This is a genomic window from Pseudomonas sp. HLMP, assembly GCF_046365545.1.
Lineage (GTDB): Bacteria > Pseudomonadota > Gammaproteobacteria > Pseudomonadales > Pseudomonadaceae > Aquipseudomonas > Aquipseudomonas guariconensis_B.
In genome coordinates, this window is record NZ_JBDLLR010000001.1 from 2,039,474 (window position 1) to 2,056,412 (window position 16,939).

Genomic DNA, 16,939 nt, shown 5'->3' on the forward strand with positions numbered 1-16,939 from the left:
AGGTAGTGGGCGAGAAGAATCGCTACAGGCAAAAACTTACTTTAGAAATTTCTGAACTAACGGCGCTGGGCCGGGTTAGACTCTGGCCATTTCCACCCTGCGGAACCGTTGCACCATGGCCTCGACCCTGCCCGATCTGAAACTGCTGCGTATCTTCGTCAGCGTGGTGCGCCATCAGGGCTTCGCCAACGCCCAGCGCGAGCTGAACCTGTCCACCTCGGCCATCAGTACTTACATGAGCCAGCTGGAAAGCACCCTGGGCATCGTCCTCTGTCACCGTGGCCGCGGTGGTTTCAGCCTGACCAGCAAGGGCGAGCTGTTCCACCAGGAGACCCTGCGCCTGCTGGCGGAGCTGGACGGCTTCGAGCAGTACGCCGCAGCGCTCAAGGGCGAGCTGCGCGGCACCCTCAATCTCGGGGTCATCGACTCCACCGTCGGTGACCGCGCCTTGCCCCTGGCCGAGGCCATCGGCGCCTACAGCCAGGAGCACCCGGCGGTGCATTTGCACCTGTCGGTCTCCAGCCCCTACGAGCTGCAACTGGGGGTGCAGGACAATCGCCTGGACCTGGCCATCGGCGCCTTCTCTTCGCGCATGAGCGGGCTGGTCTACCAACCCCTTTACCGTGAACAGCACTGGCTGTATTGCAGCAGCCGCCACCCGTTGTTCGGCGAGCGGCGCATCCCCGAGCAGGTGATCACCCAGCAGCGCATGGTCGGCCGAGGCTACTGGAGCCAGGCGGAGCTGGCCCGGCATGGCTTCAAGCACAGCGCGGCGACGGTGGAGAGCATGGAGGCGCAGTTGATCCTGATCCTGTCCGGCGCCTACATCGGCTACCTGCCCGAGCATTATGCCCAGGCCTGGGTCGACAAGGGCGACTTGCGGGTATTGTCCCCGGCCACCTTCGGTTACCAGGCACCGTTTTCCCTCATCATCCGCCGTGGACGCAGCCGGGAACCCTTGATCCAGACATTCCGCGACCTGCTCAAGTCGCAGTTGAACGTCAACTGACGCAGGTCGTGTTCAAGACACTTCGTCATGCCGTAAAAATTTCCTACAAACTCGGCCCCAGGGGTAGTGGCATTCTGCTAAACATCTAGGTGTCCTGATAAAATTTCCCACCTCCAATGAAGCAAGGACCGCCCAGATGCGCATGAACTTGCCCGTCACTGAGCACGAAAGAACCTTCCCCACCGACCAGCGGCTGATCTCCACCACCGACCTGAACAGCCGCATCACCTACTGCAACGATGCATTCGTGGCGATCAGCGGCTTCACCTACGACGAGCTGGTCGGCCAGACGCACAACCTGGTGCGCCATCCCGACATGCCGCCTGCGGTATTTGGCCACATGTGGGAGACCATCAAGCAGGGCAAACCGTGGATGGGGGTGATCAAGAACCGCGCCAAGAACGGTGATTTCTACTGGGTCAGCGCCTATGTCACGGCGATCTACGAGAATGGCCGCATCAGTGGCTACGAGTCGGTGCGCTCGGTGCCGACCCGCGAGCAGATTCGCCGGGCCGAGGCGCTTTATGCCCGCCTGCGGGCCGGGCGCTCGCCGGTGCCCTGGGCCGCACGTCTGGGACACGGGTTGAGGCATGGTCTGCCGCTGATCGGCGCGGGACTGGTGTCGGCCGCCGGCTACCTCTGGCTGCCGCAGTACGCGGCGCTGGCGCTGCTGATGGCCAGCCTGCTGGGCGCCTGGTACTGGGTCGAGCATCGGCAGAACCAGGCTATCCGGCGCACCCTCGACGAGCATCCCAAGGCCTTCACCAGCCCGCTGGTGGCCCTGACCTACAGCGATAACCCGGGGCTGCAGGGGCAGTTGGACCTGGCCATCATCAGCGAGGAGGCCCGGTTGCAGACGGCGCTCACCCGTCTGGTGGATGCGGGCGTGGGGGTCAAGTCGCGGGCCGCGCAGTCGGCCGATCTGTCCGATGCGCAGGCGCAGATGCTCGATCGCCAGCGCAGCGAGACCGACCAGTCGGCCACCGCCATCGCACAGATGGCGGCGACGATCCAGGAGGTCACCCACAACGTGCAGAACACCGCCCATGCCGCGAGCGACGCCGACCAGCTGGCCCAGCAGGGCAGCGAACTGGCGCAGCAGAGCCTGCAGGCGATGGGCAGCATGAGCGATGCGGTCAACGACATCGGCCAGGCGGTCAATGCCCTGGCCGAGCAGACCCAGTCGATCGGCAGCGTGGTGGACGTGATCACCTCCATCGCCGAGCAGACCAACCTGCTGGCGCTCAATGCCGCGATCGAGGCGGCGCGTGCCGGCGAGCAGGGGCGGGGGTTCGCCGTGGTGGCCGATGAGGTGCGTTCCCTGGCCCAGCGGACCCGCGCCTCCACCGAGGAAATCCACCAGATCATCGCGTCCCTGCGCAGCGGTGCCGAGCGGGCGGTGACCACGGCCAGCCGTGGCGAGCAGATCTCCCGCGATAGTGTGCACAGCGTCGAGGCGGTGCAGCAGGCATTGGCCGGTATCGTCCAGGCGGTCAGCCGCATCACCGGCATGAGCCAGCAGATGGCCACGGCTTCGGAACAGCAGAGCCATGTCGCCGAGGACATCAACCAGCAGATCGTGCGGATCGCTCATCTGTGCGACGAGAGCGCGGGGCAGGCCAAGCAGGGGGCCGAGATCAGCCAGGACCTCGAGCGCATGGCCGAGTACCTGCACAGCCTGGCCGAACGTTTCAACCGTTGAGGTTTCGTCTCCCCCACAGGGAAGTGGGGCTTTTGCGCTGGGCTGTGGCACACTGCGCTCGGTAAGGAGAAGCCGATGTCCAGACCCCGCTGCGAACGCTGCCTGCGTCCGCTCGACCACTGCCTTTGCCCGCTGATTCCCCGCCTCGACAGCCGCACCCGTGTGCTTTTGTTGCAGCACCCGAGTGAACGTTCGCATGCCTTGAATACCGCCCGATTGGCTGCCCTTGGCCTGGTCAATGCCGAGTTGCGCGTGGGTGAGGTGTTCGACGACCTGGACGCGCTGCTGGCCGCTTCGGGGTATCGGCCGGTATTGCTGTTCCCCGGAGAATCGGCGCAGGGGCTGACGGCCTGCACCGACGCCGACGACAGGCCGTTGCTGCTGGTCGTACCCGATGGCACCTGGCGCAAGGCACGCAAGCTGCTGTACCTGAACCCGCTGCTGGAGGCCCTGCCGCGCGTGACCTTGGAGCAGGCCGAGCCTTCACGCTACCGGCTGCGCAAGGCGCCTGGGCCGGGGGCGTTGTCGACCATCGAGGCGCTGGTGCAGGCGTTGAACGTGCTGGAGGGGGAGGGGCGCTTCGATGCGTTGCTGCGGCCGTTCGATGCGTTGATCGAGGGGCAGATCAGGGCCATGGGCGACGAGACGTTCGGGCGCAATCATGGGGCTGCGAAGCAGCCCCAATAGGCGCACTGCTCCAAACCGCGATCACCGCTCACGCAACGCCTCGGTCCGGGCCTTGAGCACCGGCTTCAACAGGTAGTCGAGCACGCTCTTGCGCCCGGTGATGATATCCACCGTGGCCACCATCCCCGGAATGATCAGCAGTGGCTTGTCATCCCCGCCGAGGTGGTTCTTCTCGGTCCGCACCTGGATCAGGTAGAACGCATTGCCCTTGTCATCGGTGACGGTATCGGCACCGATCAACTCCAGCGTGGCCTTCAACCCGCCGTAGATGGTGTAGTCGTAGGCGCTGAACTTGACCATCGCCGTCTGCCCCGGATGCAGGAAGGCCACGTCCTGTGGCCGGACCTTGGCCTCGATCAGCAGGTTGTCCTCGATCGGCACGATCTCCACCAGGTCGCTGCCCGGCTGCACCACGCCGCCGATGGTGTTGACCTTGAGCAGCTTGACGATGCCGCGCACCGGCGACACCACGGTGGTGCGCTTGACCCGGTCGTCGATGGCGATGCTGGAGGCGGTGATCTTCGACAGCTCCGTGCGTTTGTCGTTGAGTTCCTTGGCCGCCTCGGAGCGGAAGGTGGCCTCGGACTCCTGGATCTTGCTCTTGATCTCCGCCACCGCCGCTTCGGCCCGGGGGATCGCCAGGTTGGTGGCGTTGAGCTGGCCGCGGGCCTCGACCGTGCGCTGCTTCAGGCGCAGGATCTCCACCGGCGAGATGGCGCCGGTCCCCACCAGCGGCGTCGACATGTTCAACTCCTGCTGCAGCAACGACAGTGCCGAGCGGTACTGCTCGACCTTGGAGCGGAACTCGGCCAGCTCCTGGGTCTTCTGCCGCAGTTGCTCGTTGAGGGTCTGCTTCTCGCTGGCCAGGCGGCGCTGGCGCGACGTGTACAAGGCCATCTCGTCCTCGGCCACCTGCGGGGCCTTGCTGCGAACCTCTTCCGAGAGCTCGAGTGGACGCCCTTCGGACTCGGCCGACAGACGCTCGACCTGCGCGGTCAGGGCATAGCGGTCGGCCTCGCTCTCGCCCTTGTTGGACAAAAAGCGCGTGTCGTCCAGGCGCAGCAGGGTGGCGCCCTTGTCGACCATCTGCCCCTCGCGGGCGAAGATCTCGGTGACGATCCCGCCTTCGAGGTTCTGCACCACCTGCACCTTGCTCGACGGGATGGCCTTGCCCTCGCCCACGGTCACTTCGTCGAGCACGGCGAAGTGGGCCCAGACCAGGGCCACCAGCAACAGCAGGGCGGCCAGCCACACGGTCAGGCGCGACAGGCGCGGCGAATCCTGCAAGGTGGCGCCGGCCAGTTCCGGCATGTAGTCGCGTTCGGCAGCCTTGGACGAGCCCGGCAGGGCGCTGCGTACGTTGTGGCCGAGGGACATGGACATACCTCCTAGAGGGCCGTGCCGATGCGGCCCTTGCGCAGGGCGTCGATGACCGCGTCCTTCGGCCCGTCGGCGACGATCTTGCCGTTGTCCAGCACCAGCAGCCGGTCCACCAGGCTGAGCATCGAGGTGCGGTGGGTGACCAGCAACACCGTCTTGCCCGGTACCCAGGCCTGCAGGCGCTGGCGCAGTTGCTCCTCGCTGCTGTTGTCCATGTGGCTGGTGGGTTCGTCGAGGATCAGGATCGGTGGCTCCAGCAGCAGTGCCCGAGCCAGCAGCACGGCCTGGCGCTGGCCGCCGGAAAGCAACTGGCCGCGCTCACCCACTGGTCGGTCGAAACCTTGCGGGTGCTGGCGGGCCAGTTCGCTGACGCCGGTCAGCTCGGCCACCTCGAGCATGCGTGCGTCGCTGACGTGGCGGGCGCCGAGGGTGAGGTTGTCGCGCAGGCTGCCAGCCAGCAGCGGCAGGTCATGGGCGACATAGCCCAACTGGGCGCGCAGGTCGGCGACATCCAGCTGGCGCAGGTCCAGGTTGTCCAGCAGGACCTGGCCTTCGTCCGGGTGGTGAAAGCCCATCAGCAGGCGGGCCAGGGTGCTCTTGCCCGAGCCGCTGCGGCCGATGATGCCGATGCGCTCGCCAGGTTGGACGCTCAGCCTCACGTCCTGCAGGGCAGGGGCGGCCTGGCCCGGGTAGCGGAAGGTGACATGGCTCAGGGCCAGGCCGCCCTTGAGCGTGGTATGGGCCAGGGCCTGCTGTTCGGGCTGACGTTCCTGGGGCAGGGCCATCAACGCATCGGTGCTGCGCATGGTCAATTGGGCCTGCTGGTAGCGGGTGATCAGCCCGGCGATCTGGCCCAGCGGCGCCAGCACCCGACTGCCGAGCATGTAGGTGGCGACCAGGGCGCCGACGCTGAGGTTGCCGGCAATGATGCTGTAGACCCCGGCGACGATGGTCGCCATGCCGCAGAACTGCTGGATGAACAGCGTGCCATTGCTGGCCAGGGACGACAGGTTGCGGGCATGGGCATCGAGCCGGGCCATGGCGCCGTTGGTGTGCTCCCACTGGTACTGGCGCTCGCTCTCGGCGCCGCAGGCCTTGAGGGTTTCCAGCCCGCCCAGGGTCTCGATCAGCAGGGCCTGGCGGACCGCGCCCAGGCTCAGGCTCTTTTGCACCGTGTCGCGCAGGCGCACCTGGATGAACAAGGCAAAGCCCACGGCCACGGGGAAGGCCACCAGCGGGATCAGCACCAGCCAGCCGCCGAGCAGGCCGATCACCAGCAGCATCAAGGCCACGAAGGGCAGGTCGATGATGCTGGTCAGGGTCACCGCAGTGAGGAATTCGCGCAGGCCCTGGAAGTCGTGGATGCTTTGGGCGAACCCCCCGATGGTGGCGGGCCGGGCTTTCATCGCCATGCCGGTGATGCGTTCGAAAAGGGTGGCGGAGAGGATCAGGTCGGTCTTCTTGCCGGCCTGGTCCAGCAAGTGGGCGCGCACCGTGCGCAACACCAGCTCGAAGGCGGTGCCGATGAACAGGCCAGCGACCAGTACCCAGAGGGTCGACAGAGCCTGGTTGGGGACCACCCGATCATAGGTCTGCATGACGAACAGCGGCACCATCAAGCCCAGCAGGTTGATCAGCAGGCTGGCCAGCAGGGCGTCGCCATACAGCCAGCGGGAGTGCTTCAAGGTGTCGCGGAACCAGGCCTCGACCCTCGGCAGCAGGGGGCTGCGCAGGTTCTCCAGGGTATGCCGGGGGCGGGCGAACAGGGCTTGGCCAGCGTAGGCCTGTTCCAGTGCCTGGCGCTCGACCCACTGCTCGCCGCCTTCGGCCTCGCACGGCAGGATCAGCGCCCGGCCGTCATCGCCCCAGCGCTGCAGCACGGCGCTGCGGCCCTCGTCGAGCAGTAGCAGCACCGGCAGGTTGAGCGGCGAGATGGCGGCCAGCTCCCGGCGCAACAGACGGGCCTGCAGGCCGGCACGGGCGGCGGCGCGGGGCAGCAGGTCCTGGGCCAGCCGTTGCTCGGCCAGGGGCAGCCCGCTGCACAGGCTGGCGCGGCTGGCCGTGCAGCCGTGCAGCCGGCACAGGATCAGCAGGCCATCGAGCAGCGGATCATCAACATCCAGGCGCGGCTGCGCGCTTTGCATACTGGTCACGATGGCCTACTCCTGCCGCGGTGGGGGCCCGATCCGAACGATCCTGTTTCGTGCCGGCTCAACGCATCTCGGGCAACCTGGCCTGGTTGCGTACTTCGCTCTTGGCGATGGCTTCCGGTGGCAGCGAGATACGCTGCTTGCCCAGCAACTGGCCCATGGTCGCCAGGACCCGGTACATGGAGAACTCCTCGGTGTAGCGCACCTCGGTGTAGCGACGGTTGGCGTTGTACAGCTCGTTCTCGCTGTCGAGCAGGTCGAGCAAGGTGCGCTGGCCGAGGCCGAACTGGTCCTGGTAGGCCGCGCGTACCCGTTGGGTGGTCTCGGCGTACTCGCGGGCGGTCGGGGTCTGCTTGCGGGCATTGTTCATGGCGTTCCAGGCCAGGCTCAGGTTCTCGTTGAGCTCGCGCAGGGCATTGTTGCGAATGTCCATGGCCTGGTTGATCTTGTGCGCGTCCGATTGCAGGCGCGCCTTGTCGCTGCCGCCACGGAACAGGTTGTAACTGAGCTCGACGCCAGCCTGCCAGTCGTTGTTGTCGTGGCCGCGCTGGCCGGCGATGTTGTTGTTGGCACCGGTGGCCAGCACGGCGTCCAGGCGTGGGTAGAACGGCGACTTGGCCACTTCGTACTGCTGCTCGGCAGCGTTCACGTCGGCCTGGGCCGATTTCAGGTAGGGGTTGTTCTCCAGCATGCCCTGGCGCGCCTGCTCCAGGGAGGAGGGCACCTCGCCCTTGATGGTCACCGGCGTTTCCAGCTCGTCGGGCAGGCGCCCGACCACGCTGTAGAAGTTGGCTTCGGCGTCGGCCAGGTCGACTTCGGCGGTGTCCAGGTTGTTCTCTGCCAGGGCCCGGCGGGCGCGGGACTGGTCGAGGTCGGCGGTGCTGCCCACGCCACGTTCGCTGCGCAGGCCGATCTGGTCGTTGACCCGCAGGTGGGCCTGCAGGTTGTTCTTGGCCAGGGTCACCAGTTCACGGCGCTTGAGCACTTCGAGGTAGACCTCGACGGCGCGCAGGGCCACGGTCTCGGCCGTGGCCTGGGTGAAGTAGGCACGCGAGTTGGCCACCGCCTCGGTGCGGCCCACTTCGTTGGCGGTGTTGAAGCCGTCGAACAGCATCTGCCGCAGGCGCAGTTCCGACTGGGTGTAGCTGAGGGTTTCCTTGTTGTGGTTGCGCGTCCCGTCTGGGTTGAAGCCGCGGGTATTGGTGTTGTCCGAGCGCTGGCGGCCGTAGCCGCCGACCAGGTCGACGCTTGGGTAGTAACCCCCGCGGGCGAACTTCACATCCTCGTCGGCGGAAAGCCGGCTGTTGCGGCTGGCACTGATCTCCGGATGCTGGTCCACGGCGCTCTGGACGGCCTCCGTGATCGACATCGCCTGAACGTTGGCACACGCCATGGCCAACAGAATTGCACTGGTGATGGGGGTCAGAACGCGCATGGGGTACATCTCCCTGGTCTCGAATGAGGTCCTGCGATCGCCAAAAAAATGACGAAAAAAGCAGGGTGAAACCGTTTCAGGTTTGTAACAACAGAGCTAAGAACATTTATCGGGCCAGCTAAGAAGAATTTTTCATAAACGCTATGCGAAAAAAAACTTATGCGGTCCAGGAAATACCGGACATTGTTCTAGTCATGGGCCGGTAAAACCCACTGCATTCGGCGTTTTTCGGGCGTCAGAAAAAGTTCCAGATTTTTTGCAGCTAAGGACACAGGCGATAACGGCAAAGATGGAATTTGGCGACAAAAAATTGTCATTAAATAGTGGCTATTTTCCATCAGTCTATCGTCGGATCCGTCCCGGCAGGGGGCGTTCGTCGTCCTCGTGACCACAGTGGCCCGAGGTGTACGAGACGGGCCGCTGGCCGCTTGGGCAGGCCTATCCGTCGCTGCGAAAAGCCTATCGGCAGGGGAGGCATGCGCATGGCTAAGTCAGTCGGTGTGGTCAGCAAGGTAGTCGGCCAGGTATTGGCGGTAGGTAGCGACGGTGGCCGTCGCCTGCTGGTGGAGGGCGACCGCCTGTTCGCCGGCGAACAGCTGGTAACCGGCGCCGCCGGTGCCGTGGCGGTGCGTTTGCACAACGGCGCCGAGCTCACCTTGGGCCGCGACAGTAGCCTGGAGATGACCACGGACCTGCTGGCCAACCGCGCCCCTCCTGTACAGACCCACGACACGCCGCACAGCCAGGCCCAGCTCAGCGATGTCGAGCGCTTGCAACAGGCCATCGCCGCGGGCGCCGACCCGACCGAAGAAGCCGAGGCCCCCGCCGCGGGCAACAATGCCAATGGTGCCCCAGGCGCCCTGGGCGGCGGTCACACATTCGTGATGCTGACCGAGGTCGCCGGGCGGGTCGATCCGCAGATCGGCTTCCCCACGGCGGGCTTCAATGGCATTCCGGAGCTTGCCAACCGCTACCTGGGCGAGCGTAGCGTGGACGGCGACGGCAACCGGGGTGCACCGCTGCAGCCACCACCGGTGAACCCGCCGGAGGATCACCCGGTGAGCCTGGAGGGGCTGGACGTCAAGCCTGGCGAGTTGCTGTTGGACGAGGCCCACCTGCCCGACGGCTCGGCCGCCGCCCCGTCGGCGCTGATCCAGCATGGCAGTTTCACGGTGGTGGCGCCCGATGGTGTGTTCAACCTCAGTGTCGGTGGTATCAGTGTGGTCACCGGTGGGGTGGTGACGGGTGTCGGCCAATCCATCACCACGCCCTTGGGCAATGTGCTCACCATCACCGGCTACGACTCGGCCACTGGCGTGGTGAGCTACAGCTACACCCTCAGCGGTGCCGAGCAGCACCCGAACGGGGCGGGGAGCAACACGCTGGGCGAGCACTTCCCGGTGCTGGTCAGCGACAGCGATGGCGATGTCGCCACTGGTTCGCTGGATGTGATCATCCGCGACGACGTGCCCAAGGCACGGGATGACACCAACGCCGTCACCGCCACCGAGCAGCACACCGAACTGACTGGCAATGTCCTGGCCAACGACCTGCAGGGCGCCGACCGTGTGCCGAGCGGCCCGGTGGTGGCCGGTACCTTCACCGGTACCTACGGCACCCTGGTGCTGGCTGCCGATGGCTCCTACACCTACACGCTCAACACCAACGATCCAGACTTCAAGAACCTGCCCGGTGGCGACAAGGGGGTGGAAACCTTCACCTACACCCTCCGCGATGCCGATGGCGATACCAGCACCGCGACCCTGACCCTGAACGTCAGCAACCTGGACGACCCAGTGACCTTGGGCGGCCTGGACGTGAAAGGTGGCGAACTGACCGTGCACGAGAAGCACCTGGCCGATGGCAGCGCACCGAACCCGAGCGCCCTGACCCAGGCCGGCACCTTCACCGTGAGTGCGCCGGACGGCCTGCAGAGCCTGAACGTCGGCGGCATCAGCGTGGTCAGCGGCGGCACCGTGGCGGGCTTCCCGCAGTCGATCACCACGCCCTTGGGCAATACCCTGACCATCACCGGCTACGACCCCGCCACCGGGGTGGTGAGCTACAGCTATACCCTGCTCGACAACGAGGGGCATCCCAACGGCGGCGGCAACAACAGCCTGCAGGAGCAGTTCACCGTCATAGCCAAGGATACCGATGGCAGTACCGCCACCGGCAGCCTGGACGTGAACATCGTCGATGACGTGCCTACGGCCGAAGCCGACACCGCCAGCGTGGTCGAGGGCGGCACCGTCAGCGGCAATGTCCTGCACAACGATCAGTTGGGGGCCGACCAGGCAGGCACCGGCAATGTGGTGGTGGGGGCACGGGCCGGCGCCGACACCTCGACGTCGGCGATCGGCAACCTGAACACTGCCATCGTCGGCCAGTACGGCACGTTGACCATCGATGCGGCGGGCAACGCGGTGTACCAGGCCAACCCGAACGCAGTTGCCCCGCCCGGCGCCAGCGATGTGTTCGTCTATACCATTCGCGATACGGATGGCGATGAGAGCACCGCGACCATCACCATCAACGTGAACGACTGTTCACTGATCGCCGCTTCGGATAGCGAAGTGACCGTTTATGAGAAAGCCCTTGATCTGCTCAAAGACGGCAATGACCTGGCGGCCGGTACTGTCGAGGGTAGCGATCCGAATTCGACGGATGAAACCGCTTCCGGGTCCCTGGCTGGCTCGGTCAGTGGCGGCGTGGGTGCGCTGACGTTCAGTCTGGTGGGTAATGCCGTTGGCCAATACGGCCAGATTCAGCTGAACAGCGACGGCACCTACACCTATACCCTGACCTCGGCGCCGCAGTCGCCGAACCCTGGCAACGACGGTCCGAATACCGTCACCGAATCCTTCACCTACCAGGTCAAGGATTCGTTGGGCAACACGACCACCAATACCATCGTCATCACCATCGTCGATGACGTACCGACGGCTCACAGCGACTTCGCCAGTGTCACCGAAGGCGGTACGGTGGCCGGTAACGTGCTGGACAACGATGTGGTCGGTGCGGACGTGGTCAGTGATGGGAAATACGTGGTCGGCGTGCGTGCTGGCAACGACACTTCGACCTCCGCCACGGGCCAGCTCAATACCCAGGTGATGGGCCAGTATGGTTACCTGACCCTGGATGCCCAGGGCAACGCGGTCTACCACGCCAACCCCAACAGCGTGGCCCCGGCTGGTGCCACCGACACCTTCGTCTACACCATCCGCGATGCGGACGGTGACGAGAGCACTACGACCATCACCATCAGGATTGATGACTGCTCGCTGATCGCTGGGCCGGACAGCGAAGTGACCGTCCATGAGAAATCACTTGATCTGCTCAAGGATGGCAATGACCTGGCGGCCGGTACTGTCGAGGGTAGCGATCCGAATTCGACGGATGAAACCGCTTCCGGGTCCCTGGCTGGCTCGGTCAGTGGCGGCGTGGGTGCGCTGACGTTCAGTCTGGTGGGTAATGCCGTCGGTCAATACGGCCAGATTCAGCTGAACAGCGATGGCACCTACACCTATACGCTGACCTCGGCGCCGCAGTCGCCGAACCCTGGCAACGATGGGCCCAATACCGTCACCGAATCCTTCACTTACCAAGTCAAGGATTCACAGGGCAATTCGACTACCAGCACTATCGTCATCACCATCGTCGATGACGTGCCCAGGGCACATTGCGATGAAACCTCGGTAATCGAGGGCGGGACCGTATCCGGCAACGTGCTCGACAACGATGTGGTCGGTGCGGACGTGGTCAGCGACGGGAAATACGTGGTCGGCGTGCGTGCTGGCAACGATACTTCGACCTCCGCCACGGGCCAGCTCAATACCCAGGTGATGGGTCAGTACGGCTACCTCACCCTGGATGCCCAGGGCAATGCGGTCTACCACGCCAACCCCAACAGCGTGGCCCCGGCTGGTGCCACCGACACCTTCGTCTACACCATCCGCGACGCAGACGGCGATGAAAGCACCACGACCATCACCATCAACGTGCGCGACAGCAAGATGGTCGCCTGCGAGGACCGCGACGTCACCGTCTACGAGAAGGCCCTGGACCTGTGCAAGGATGGCCACGACCTGGCCGCCGGGACCGTGACCGGCAGCGATCCGAACTCGACTGGCGAGACGGCGTCCGGCTCCCTGGTCGGCTCGGTCATCGGCGGTGTCGGTGCACTGACCTACAGCCTGGTGGGTAATGCTGCCGGCCAGTACGGCCAGATTCAACTGAACAGCGATGGCACCTACACCTATACGCTGACCTCGGCGCCTCAGTCGCCGAACCCTGGCAACGATGGGCCCAATACCGTCACCGAATCCTTCACCTACCAGGTCAAGGACTCCCTGGGCAACACGACGACCAACAGCATCGTCATCACCATCGTCGACGACGTGCCCAGGGCACATTGCGATGAAACCTCGGTGATCGAGGGCGGGACCGTATCCGGCAACGTGCTCGACAACGACGTGGTCGGCGCGGACGTGGTCAGTGATGGGAAGTACGTGGTCGGTGTACGCGCCGGGTCGGACACATCGTCCTCGACGACGGGCCAGCTCAATACCCAGGTGATGGGTCAGTACGGCTACCTGACGCTGGATGCGAAGGGCAACGCGATCTACCACGCCAACCCCAACAGCGTGCCGCCGTCCGGTGCCACCGACACTTTCGTCTACACCATCCGTGATGCGGACGGCGATGAAAGCACCACGACCATCACTATCAACGTGCGCGACAGCAAGATGGTCGCCTGCGAGGACCGTGACGTCACCGTCTACGAGAAGGCCCTGGACCTGTGCAAGGATGGCCACGACCTGGCCGCCGGGACCGTGACCGGCAGCGATCCGCACTCGACTGGCGAGACGGCGTCCGGCTCCCTGGTCGGCTCGGTCATCGGCGGTGTCGGTGCACTGACCTACAGCCTGGTGGGTAATGCTGCCGGCCAGTACGGCCAGATTCAACTGAACAGCGATGGCACCTACACCTATACGCTGACCTCGGCGCCTCAGTCGCCGAACCCTGGCAACGATGGGCCCAATACCGTCACCGAATCCTTCACCTACCAGGTCAAGGACTCCCTGGGCAACACGACGACCAACAGCATCGTCATCACCATCGTCGACGACGTGCCCAGGGCACATTGCGATGAAACCTCGGTGATCGAAGGCCGCACGGTGACTGGCAACGTGCTGGACAACGACATAGTCGGCGCGGATGTGGTCAATGACGGGAAGTATGTGGTCGGCGTGCGCGCCGGGTCGGACACCTCATCCTCGGCGACGGGCCAGCTCAATACCCAGGTGATGGGCCAGTACGGCTACCTGACGCTGGATGCGAAGGGCAACGCGGTCTACCACGCCAAACCCAACAGCGTGCCGCCGTCCGGCGCCACCGACACCTTCGTCTACACCATCCGCGACGCAGACGGCGATGAAAGCACCACGACCATCACCATCAACGTGCGCGACAGCAAGATGGTCAGTTGCTGGGACAGCGACACCAACGCCTACCAGAAGATTCTCGACCTGCACCGCAGCGCCTTCTCCGGCTCGTTCGGCTCGATGACCGCCGCCCTGGTGATCGCGGGCTACCTGGGGGCGATCAGCAATGGCAACGCCAACGAGGGGGATGTGATCAACGTTACCCTACGCAAGGGCGAGACCCTCAAGCTCGACCACGACCACCCCATGGGCAACCTGATGATGGAATGGAAGGCGGCCAGCGGCGGTTACCAGGCCATTGCCAATGGCGACAGTTTCACGGCCAGCCATGACGGGGTGTACAGCATCCACCTGGCTCGTGCGGCAGATGCTTCAGGTAACGACAAGGCCGCAGAGAAATACAACCTCAACATGCTGATCGACTATAGCCACGCCGAGCGCGGGGCCTTCAGCGGCAGCGATACCCACAACGACCACCCAGGCGGCAGCGCCTCCGCCACGGCGAGCATCGTCTACCCGGGCGAGCATACCCTCGACGGCACGCCAGGCGACGATGTGCTGGTGGGCGGCGAGGGCAACGACACCCTCCAGGGCGGTGATGGCGACGACCTGCTGATCGGTGGGGCTGGCATCGACACGGCCAGCTATGCCTCGGCCGACGCTGGGGTGGTCGTCGACCTCAGCGCGGGCGGGCCGCAGGACACCGGTGGTGCCGGTATCGACACCCTGGTGGGCATCGAAAACCTGATCGGCTCGGACCATGACGACACCTTGATCGGCAATGGCGCCGATAACCTGCTCATCGCAGGGCTGGGCAACGACGTGCTCAAGGGCGGTGCGGGCAACGATATTCTCATCGGTGGGCCGGGCAACGATACCCTGAGCGGTGGCAGCGGCAACGACACCTTCGTCTGGCAGAAGGGCGACACCGGCCATGACACGGTCACCGACTTCACGCCGGGCAGCGACAGTCTCGATCTGTCGCAGTTGCTCCAGGGGGAGAGCGCCAGCGCCGCGTCGCTGGACGACTACCTGCACTTCAAGGTCAACGGCACCGGTACCGAGGTGGTCTCGACCATCGAGGTCAGCAGCGTGGCAGGCGCCGCGCCGACCCAGACCATCGACCTGGCCGGGGTCGACCTTGCCCAGCACTATGGCGTCGCGGCGGGTGCGGGAGGGATGATCGCGGCGGGGCAGGATACGGCGACCATCATCAATGGCATGCTCAACGATCATTCGTTGAAGGTGGATACGGTGTGAGGGGGGCGGTATTCCTGTTGGTCCCACTGGCGCAGTTTTTCCAACGGGTGGTGGGGTGAGATTTCGGGCATATTCGCGGGCAAGCCCGCTCACATGATCCTGCACGCCACTTCACTTGCGGCGCCCCAGATTCTGCGGAATTTGGGGCCGCTTCGTGCCCCATCGCCGGCAAGCCGGCGCCCAGGGTCCGGCGGTGCTCGCGAATCATGTGCCATGCAGGGATATCTGTGGAAGCCGGCTTGTCGGCTATAGGCTGCGAAGCAGCCCCAACAGGCATCGGGGTTTGCCCTTGCCATCTACCCCAGGCCAGGCTGGCGTTGCGGTGCAAACGATGGTCGCAACCATGGTACCTGCATCGCTCCTGCAGGCTAGACTCCCACGCGGACCTTCCGTGAGCACCGCCATGACCCCGTCGAATGCCAAACCCAAGCGCCATATACATCGCCCCACCGAAGTCTGTTGGCAACCCATGCGCCTCGGCGATCGCTTGCTGGATGGCGTCGCCTGGACGACCCTGGCTGATACCGGCCCCTGGCAGGGCTATTGGATGAAAATGAGCCCCGGCAGCCGCTCGCTGCCGCACCGGCATACAGCCACAGAGCTGTTGCAGATACTGGAAGGGGAGGTAATGGATGCCGACGGGCAGGTGTTCCACGCCGGCGACAGCCTGGTCTACGGTCCCGACTCCGAACACTGGCTGTATTCGCCACAGGGCTGCCTGCTACTGGTGATCGAGTCGGTGCCTTCGAGGCTCTGCAACTGAGTTTCAACCAGGCCGGCGCAAGGTCTTCTGTTTGAGAATATACAAGCTCACCAGCACCGCGCTGGCGAGCATGAAGGCGCGCGCCCAGAACAGCGGTACCAGGTAGCACGACAGGCTGATGCTGGCCCACATCAGGCCGATGGCGTAGACCTTGCCCCTGAGCGGGATGCCGGCGCCGCTCAGGTAGTCGCGGATCCACGGGCCCAGCTTGGGATGATGGACCAGCCAATGGTGGAAACGCGGCGAGCTGCGGGCGAAACAGGCCGCCGCGAGCAGCAGGAAGGGCGTGGTGGGCAACACCGGCAAGAAGATTCCCAGCACCCCCAGCGCAACGCTGAGCCAGCCAATGGCCAGCAGCAGGTAGCGCACAGCTGGCTCAGTGATGGCGCGGCTTGAGCAGGGCCGGTTTCTCGTCAGGGGCGTGCAGCAGCAGGAACAGCGCGGTCAGTGCCTCGGGGATCTGCACGATCATGTCGTCCTGCAGGCTGGCATTGCTGGCGATGTCGGCGAACTCGGGTTGTTCGTCGAACAGGCCCGAGCCGACCATGATCGGCAGCAGCATCTCGCTGACTTCCTCCTCGGCGTTCTCGAACCAGGCTTCCTCCCGCAGGAAAACGCCTTCCATGAAGCCGATGCACCAGCCGCGCAGGTCGGAATCGTCCGGTTCGTCGGTCAGGTCCAGGTCGCAAGGCAGCTCGAATTCGTCGTCGCTGGCCAGCTGGCGGCCGATATGCGCCTTGAGCGCCACCAGCGTGGCCTCGATCTCGGTGCGCTGGGCTTCGCTGGCGTAGTGGGGCTCTTCGGCGAACAGCGCGTCGATCCACTCGCGCTCGGGGACGTCTTCCGAGCAGATCGACAGCGCGGTCAGGTAGCCATGGGCGGCGACGTAGTCCAGCGCTTCCTCGTGCAGATCGTCGGCGTCGAGGAAGGCTTGCAGGCGGGTCAATTGCTCGGCGAAGGACATTACAGGGCTACCTTGGGGGAATAAACGATAGTGAATTCTAGCACCTTGCGGCGGATGCGGGGCAAAGGGAACGTCTGTCGCGGGAAGATCCCGGGGCACCCTGTGCAGCCGGGCAGTGGGGTATAATCCGCGATTTTTCATC

The 16,939-nt window shown here is 64.9% G+C and carries 9 protein-coding genes and 2 pseudogenes; 6 read left to right on the top strand and 5 right to left on the bottom strand.

Annotated elements, in window-relative coordinates:
- Positions 1-115 precede the first annotated feature (115 nt).
- The 4 genes and pseudogenes from ABFA30_RS09625 to ABFA30_RS09640 all read left to right on the top strand — a co-directional run bounded on the left by ABFA30_RS09625 (position 116) and on the right by ABFA30_RS09640 (position 3,398).
- Complete coding sequence (locus ABFA30_RS09625; protein WP_225789766.1) at positions 116-1,009, top strand: LysR family transcriptional regulator; 894 nt, start codon at positions 116-118, stop codon at positions 1,007-1,009.
- Positions 1,010-1,151: 142 nt separating this feature from the next.
- Positions 1,152-1,448, top strand: a pseudogene (locus tag ABFA30_RS09630) (PAS domain-containing protein); the annotation flags it as partial.
- Positions 1,449-1,730: 282 nt separating this feature from the next.
- A pseudogene (locus ABFA30_RS09635) lies at positions 1,731-2,711 on the top strand (methyl-accepting chemotaxis protein); the annotation flags it as partial.
- Between the two features lie 75 nt (positions 2,712-2,786).
- The gene (locus ABFA30_RS09640; RefSeq protein WP_225789764.1) at positions 2,787-3,398 is read left to right on the top strand and encodes a tRNA-uridine aminocarboxypropyltransferase; all 612 of its coding nucleotides are present in this window, start codon (positions 2,787-2,789) and stop codon (positions 3,396-3,398) included.
- 21 nt (positions 3,399-3,419) lie between these two features.
- On the opposite strand, the gene ABFA30_RS09645 is transcribed toward ABFA30_RS09640, so the two are convergent.
- The 3 genes from ABFA30_RS09645 to ABFA30_RS09655 all read right to left on the bottom strand — a co-directional run bounded on the left by ABFA30_RS09645 (position 3,420) and on the right by ABFA30_RS09655 (position 8,363).
- Entirely contained in the window at positions 3,420-4,775 is a 1,356-nt protein-coding gene (locus ABFA30_RS09645) for an HlyD family type I secretion periplasmic adaptor subunit (RefSeq protein WP_253101258.1), read from the bottom strand.
- A gap of 11 nt (positions 4,776-4,786) precedes the next feature.
- Positions 4,787-6,922, bottom strand: coding sequence for a type I secretion system permease/ATPase (locus tag ABFA30_RS09650; RefSeq protein WP_225789850.1), 2,136 nt, complete (start codon positions 6,920-6,922; stop codon positions 4,787-4,789).
- A gap of 67 nt (positions 6,923-6,989) precedes the next feature.
- Positions 6,990-8,363, bottom strand: coding sequence for a TolC family outer membrane protein (locus ABFA30_RS09655; protein WP_253080915.1), 1,374 nt, complete (start codon positions 8,361-8,363; stop codon positions 6,990-6,992).
- A 482-nt stretch (positions 8,364-8,845) separates the two neighbouring features.
- On the opposite strand from ABFA30_RS09655, the gene ABFA30_RS09660 reads away from it, so the two are divergent.
- Both ABFA30_RS09660 and ABFA30_RS09665 read left to right on the top strand, forming a co-directional pair.
- Positions 8,846-15,070 carry a retention module-containing protein gene (locus ABFA30_RS09660; protein ID WP_410045373.1) on the top strand — a complete coding sequence of 2,075 codons (6,225 nt, stop codon included), beginning with the start codon at positions 8,846-8,848 and terminating at the stop codon, positions 15,068-15,070.
- A gap of 403 nt (positions 15,071-15,473) precedes the next feature.
- Entirely contained in the window at positions 15,474-15,833 is a 360-nt protein-coding gene (locus tag ABFA30_RS09665; RefSeq protein WP_225789760.1) for a cupin domain-containing protein, read from the top strand.
- A gap of 3 nt (positions 15,834-15,836) precedes the next feature.
- Here ABFA30_RS09665 and ABFA30_RS09670 read toward each other — a convergent pair whose 3' ends face one another.
- Together ABFA30_RS09670 and ABFA30_RS09675 are read right to left on the bottom strand one after the other, a co-directional pair.
- On the bottom strand, positions 15,837-16,202 hold the full coding sequence (locus ABFA30_RS09670) for a YbaN family protein (RefSeq protein ID WP_225789759.1): 366 nt from the start codon (positions 16,200-16,202) through the stop codon (positions 15,837-15,839).
- Positions 16,203-16,209: 7 nt separating this feature from the next.
- Complete coding sequence (locus ABFA30_RS09675) at positions 16,210-16,797, bottom strand: YecA family protein (protein ID WP_225789758.1); 588 nt, start codon at positions 16,795-16,797, stop codon at positions 16,210-16,212.
- Positions 16,798-16,939: the final 142 nt, after the last annotated feature.

What these genes read in the sequence shown, in the direction of transcription:
- ABFA30_RS09675 (WP_225789758.1), bottom strand. Translation starts at nt 16,797, where the DNA reads ATGTCCTTCGCCGAGCAATTGACCCGCCTGCAAGCCTTCCTCGACGCC.
- ABFA30_RS09660 (WP_410045373.1), top strand. Translation starts at nt 8,846, where the DNA reads ATGGCTAAGTCAGTCGGTGTGGTCAGCAAGGTAGTCGGCCAGGTATTG.
- ABFA30_RS09645 (WP_253101258.1), bottom strand. Translation starts at nt 4,775, where the DNA reads ATGTCCCTCGGCCACAACGTACGCAGCGCCCTGCCGGGCTCGTCCAAG.
- ABFA30_RS09650 (WP_225789850.1), bottom strand. Translation starts at nt 6,922, where the DNA reads ATGCAAAGCGCGCAGCCGCGCCTGGATGTTGATGATCCGCTGCTCGAT.
- ABFA30_RS09655 (WP_253080915.1), bottom strand. Translation starts at nt 8,363, where the DNA reads ATGCGCGTTCTGACCCCCATCACCAGTGCAATTCTGTTGGCCATGGCG.
- ABFA30_RS09625 (WP_225789766.1), top strand. Translation starts at nt 116, where the DNA reads ATGGCCTCGACCCTGCCCGATCTGAAACTGCTGCGTATCTTCGTCAGC.
- ABFA30_RS09640 (WP_225789764.1), top strand. Translation starts at nt 2,787, where the DNA reads ATGTCCAGACCCCGCTGCGAACGCTGCCTGCGTCCGCTCGACCACTGC.
- ABFA30_RS09665 (WP_225789760.1), top strand. Translation starts at nt 15,474, where the DNA reads ATGACCCCGTCGAATGCCAAACCCAAGCGCCATATACATCGCCCCACC.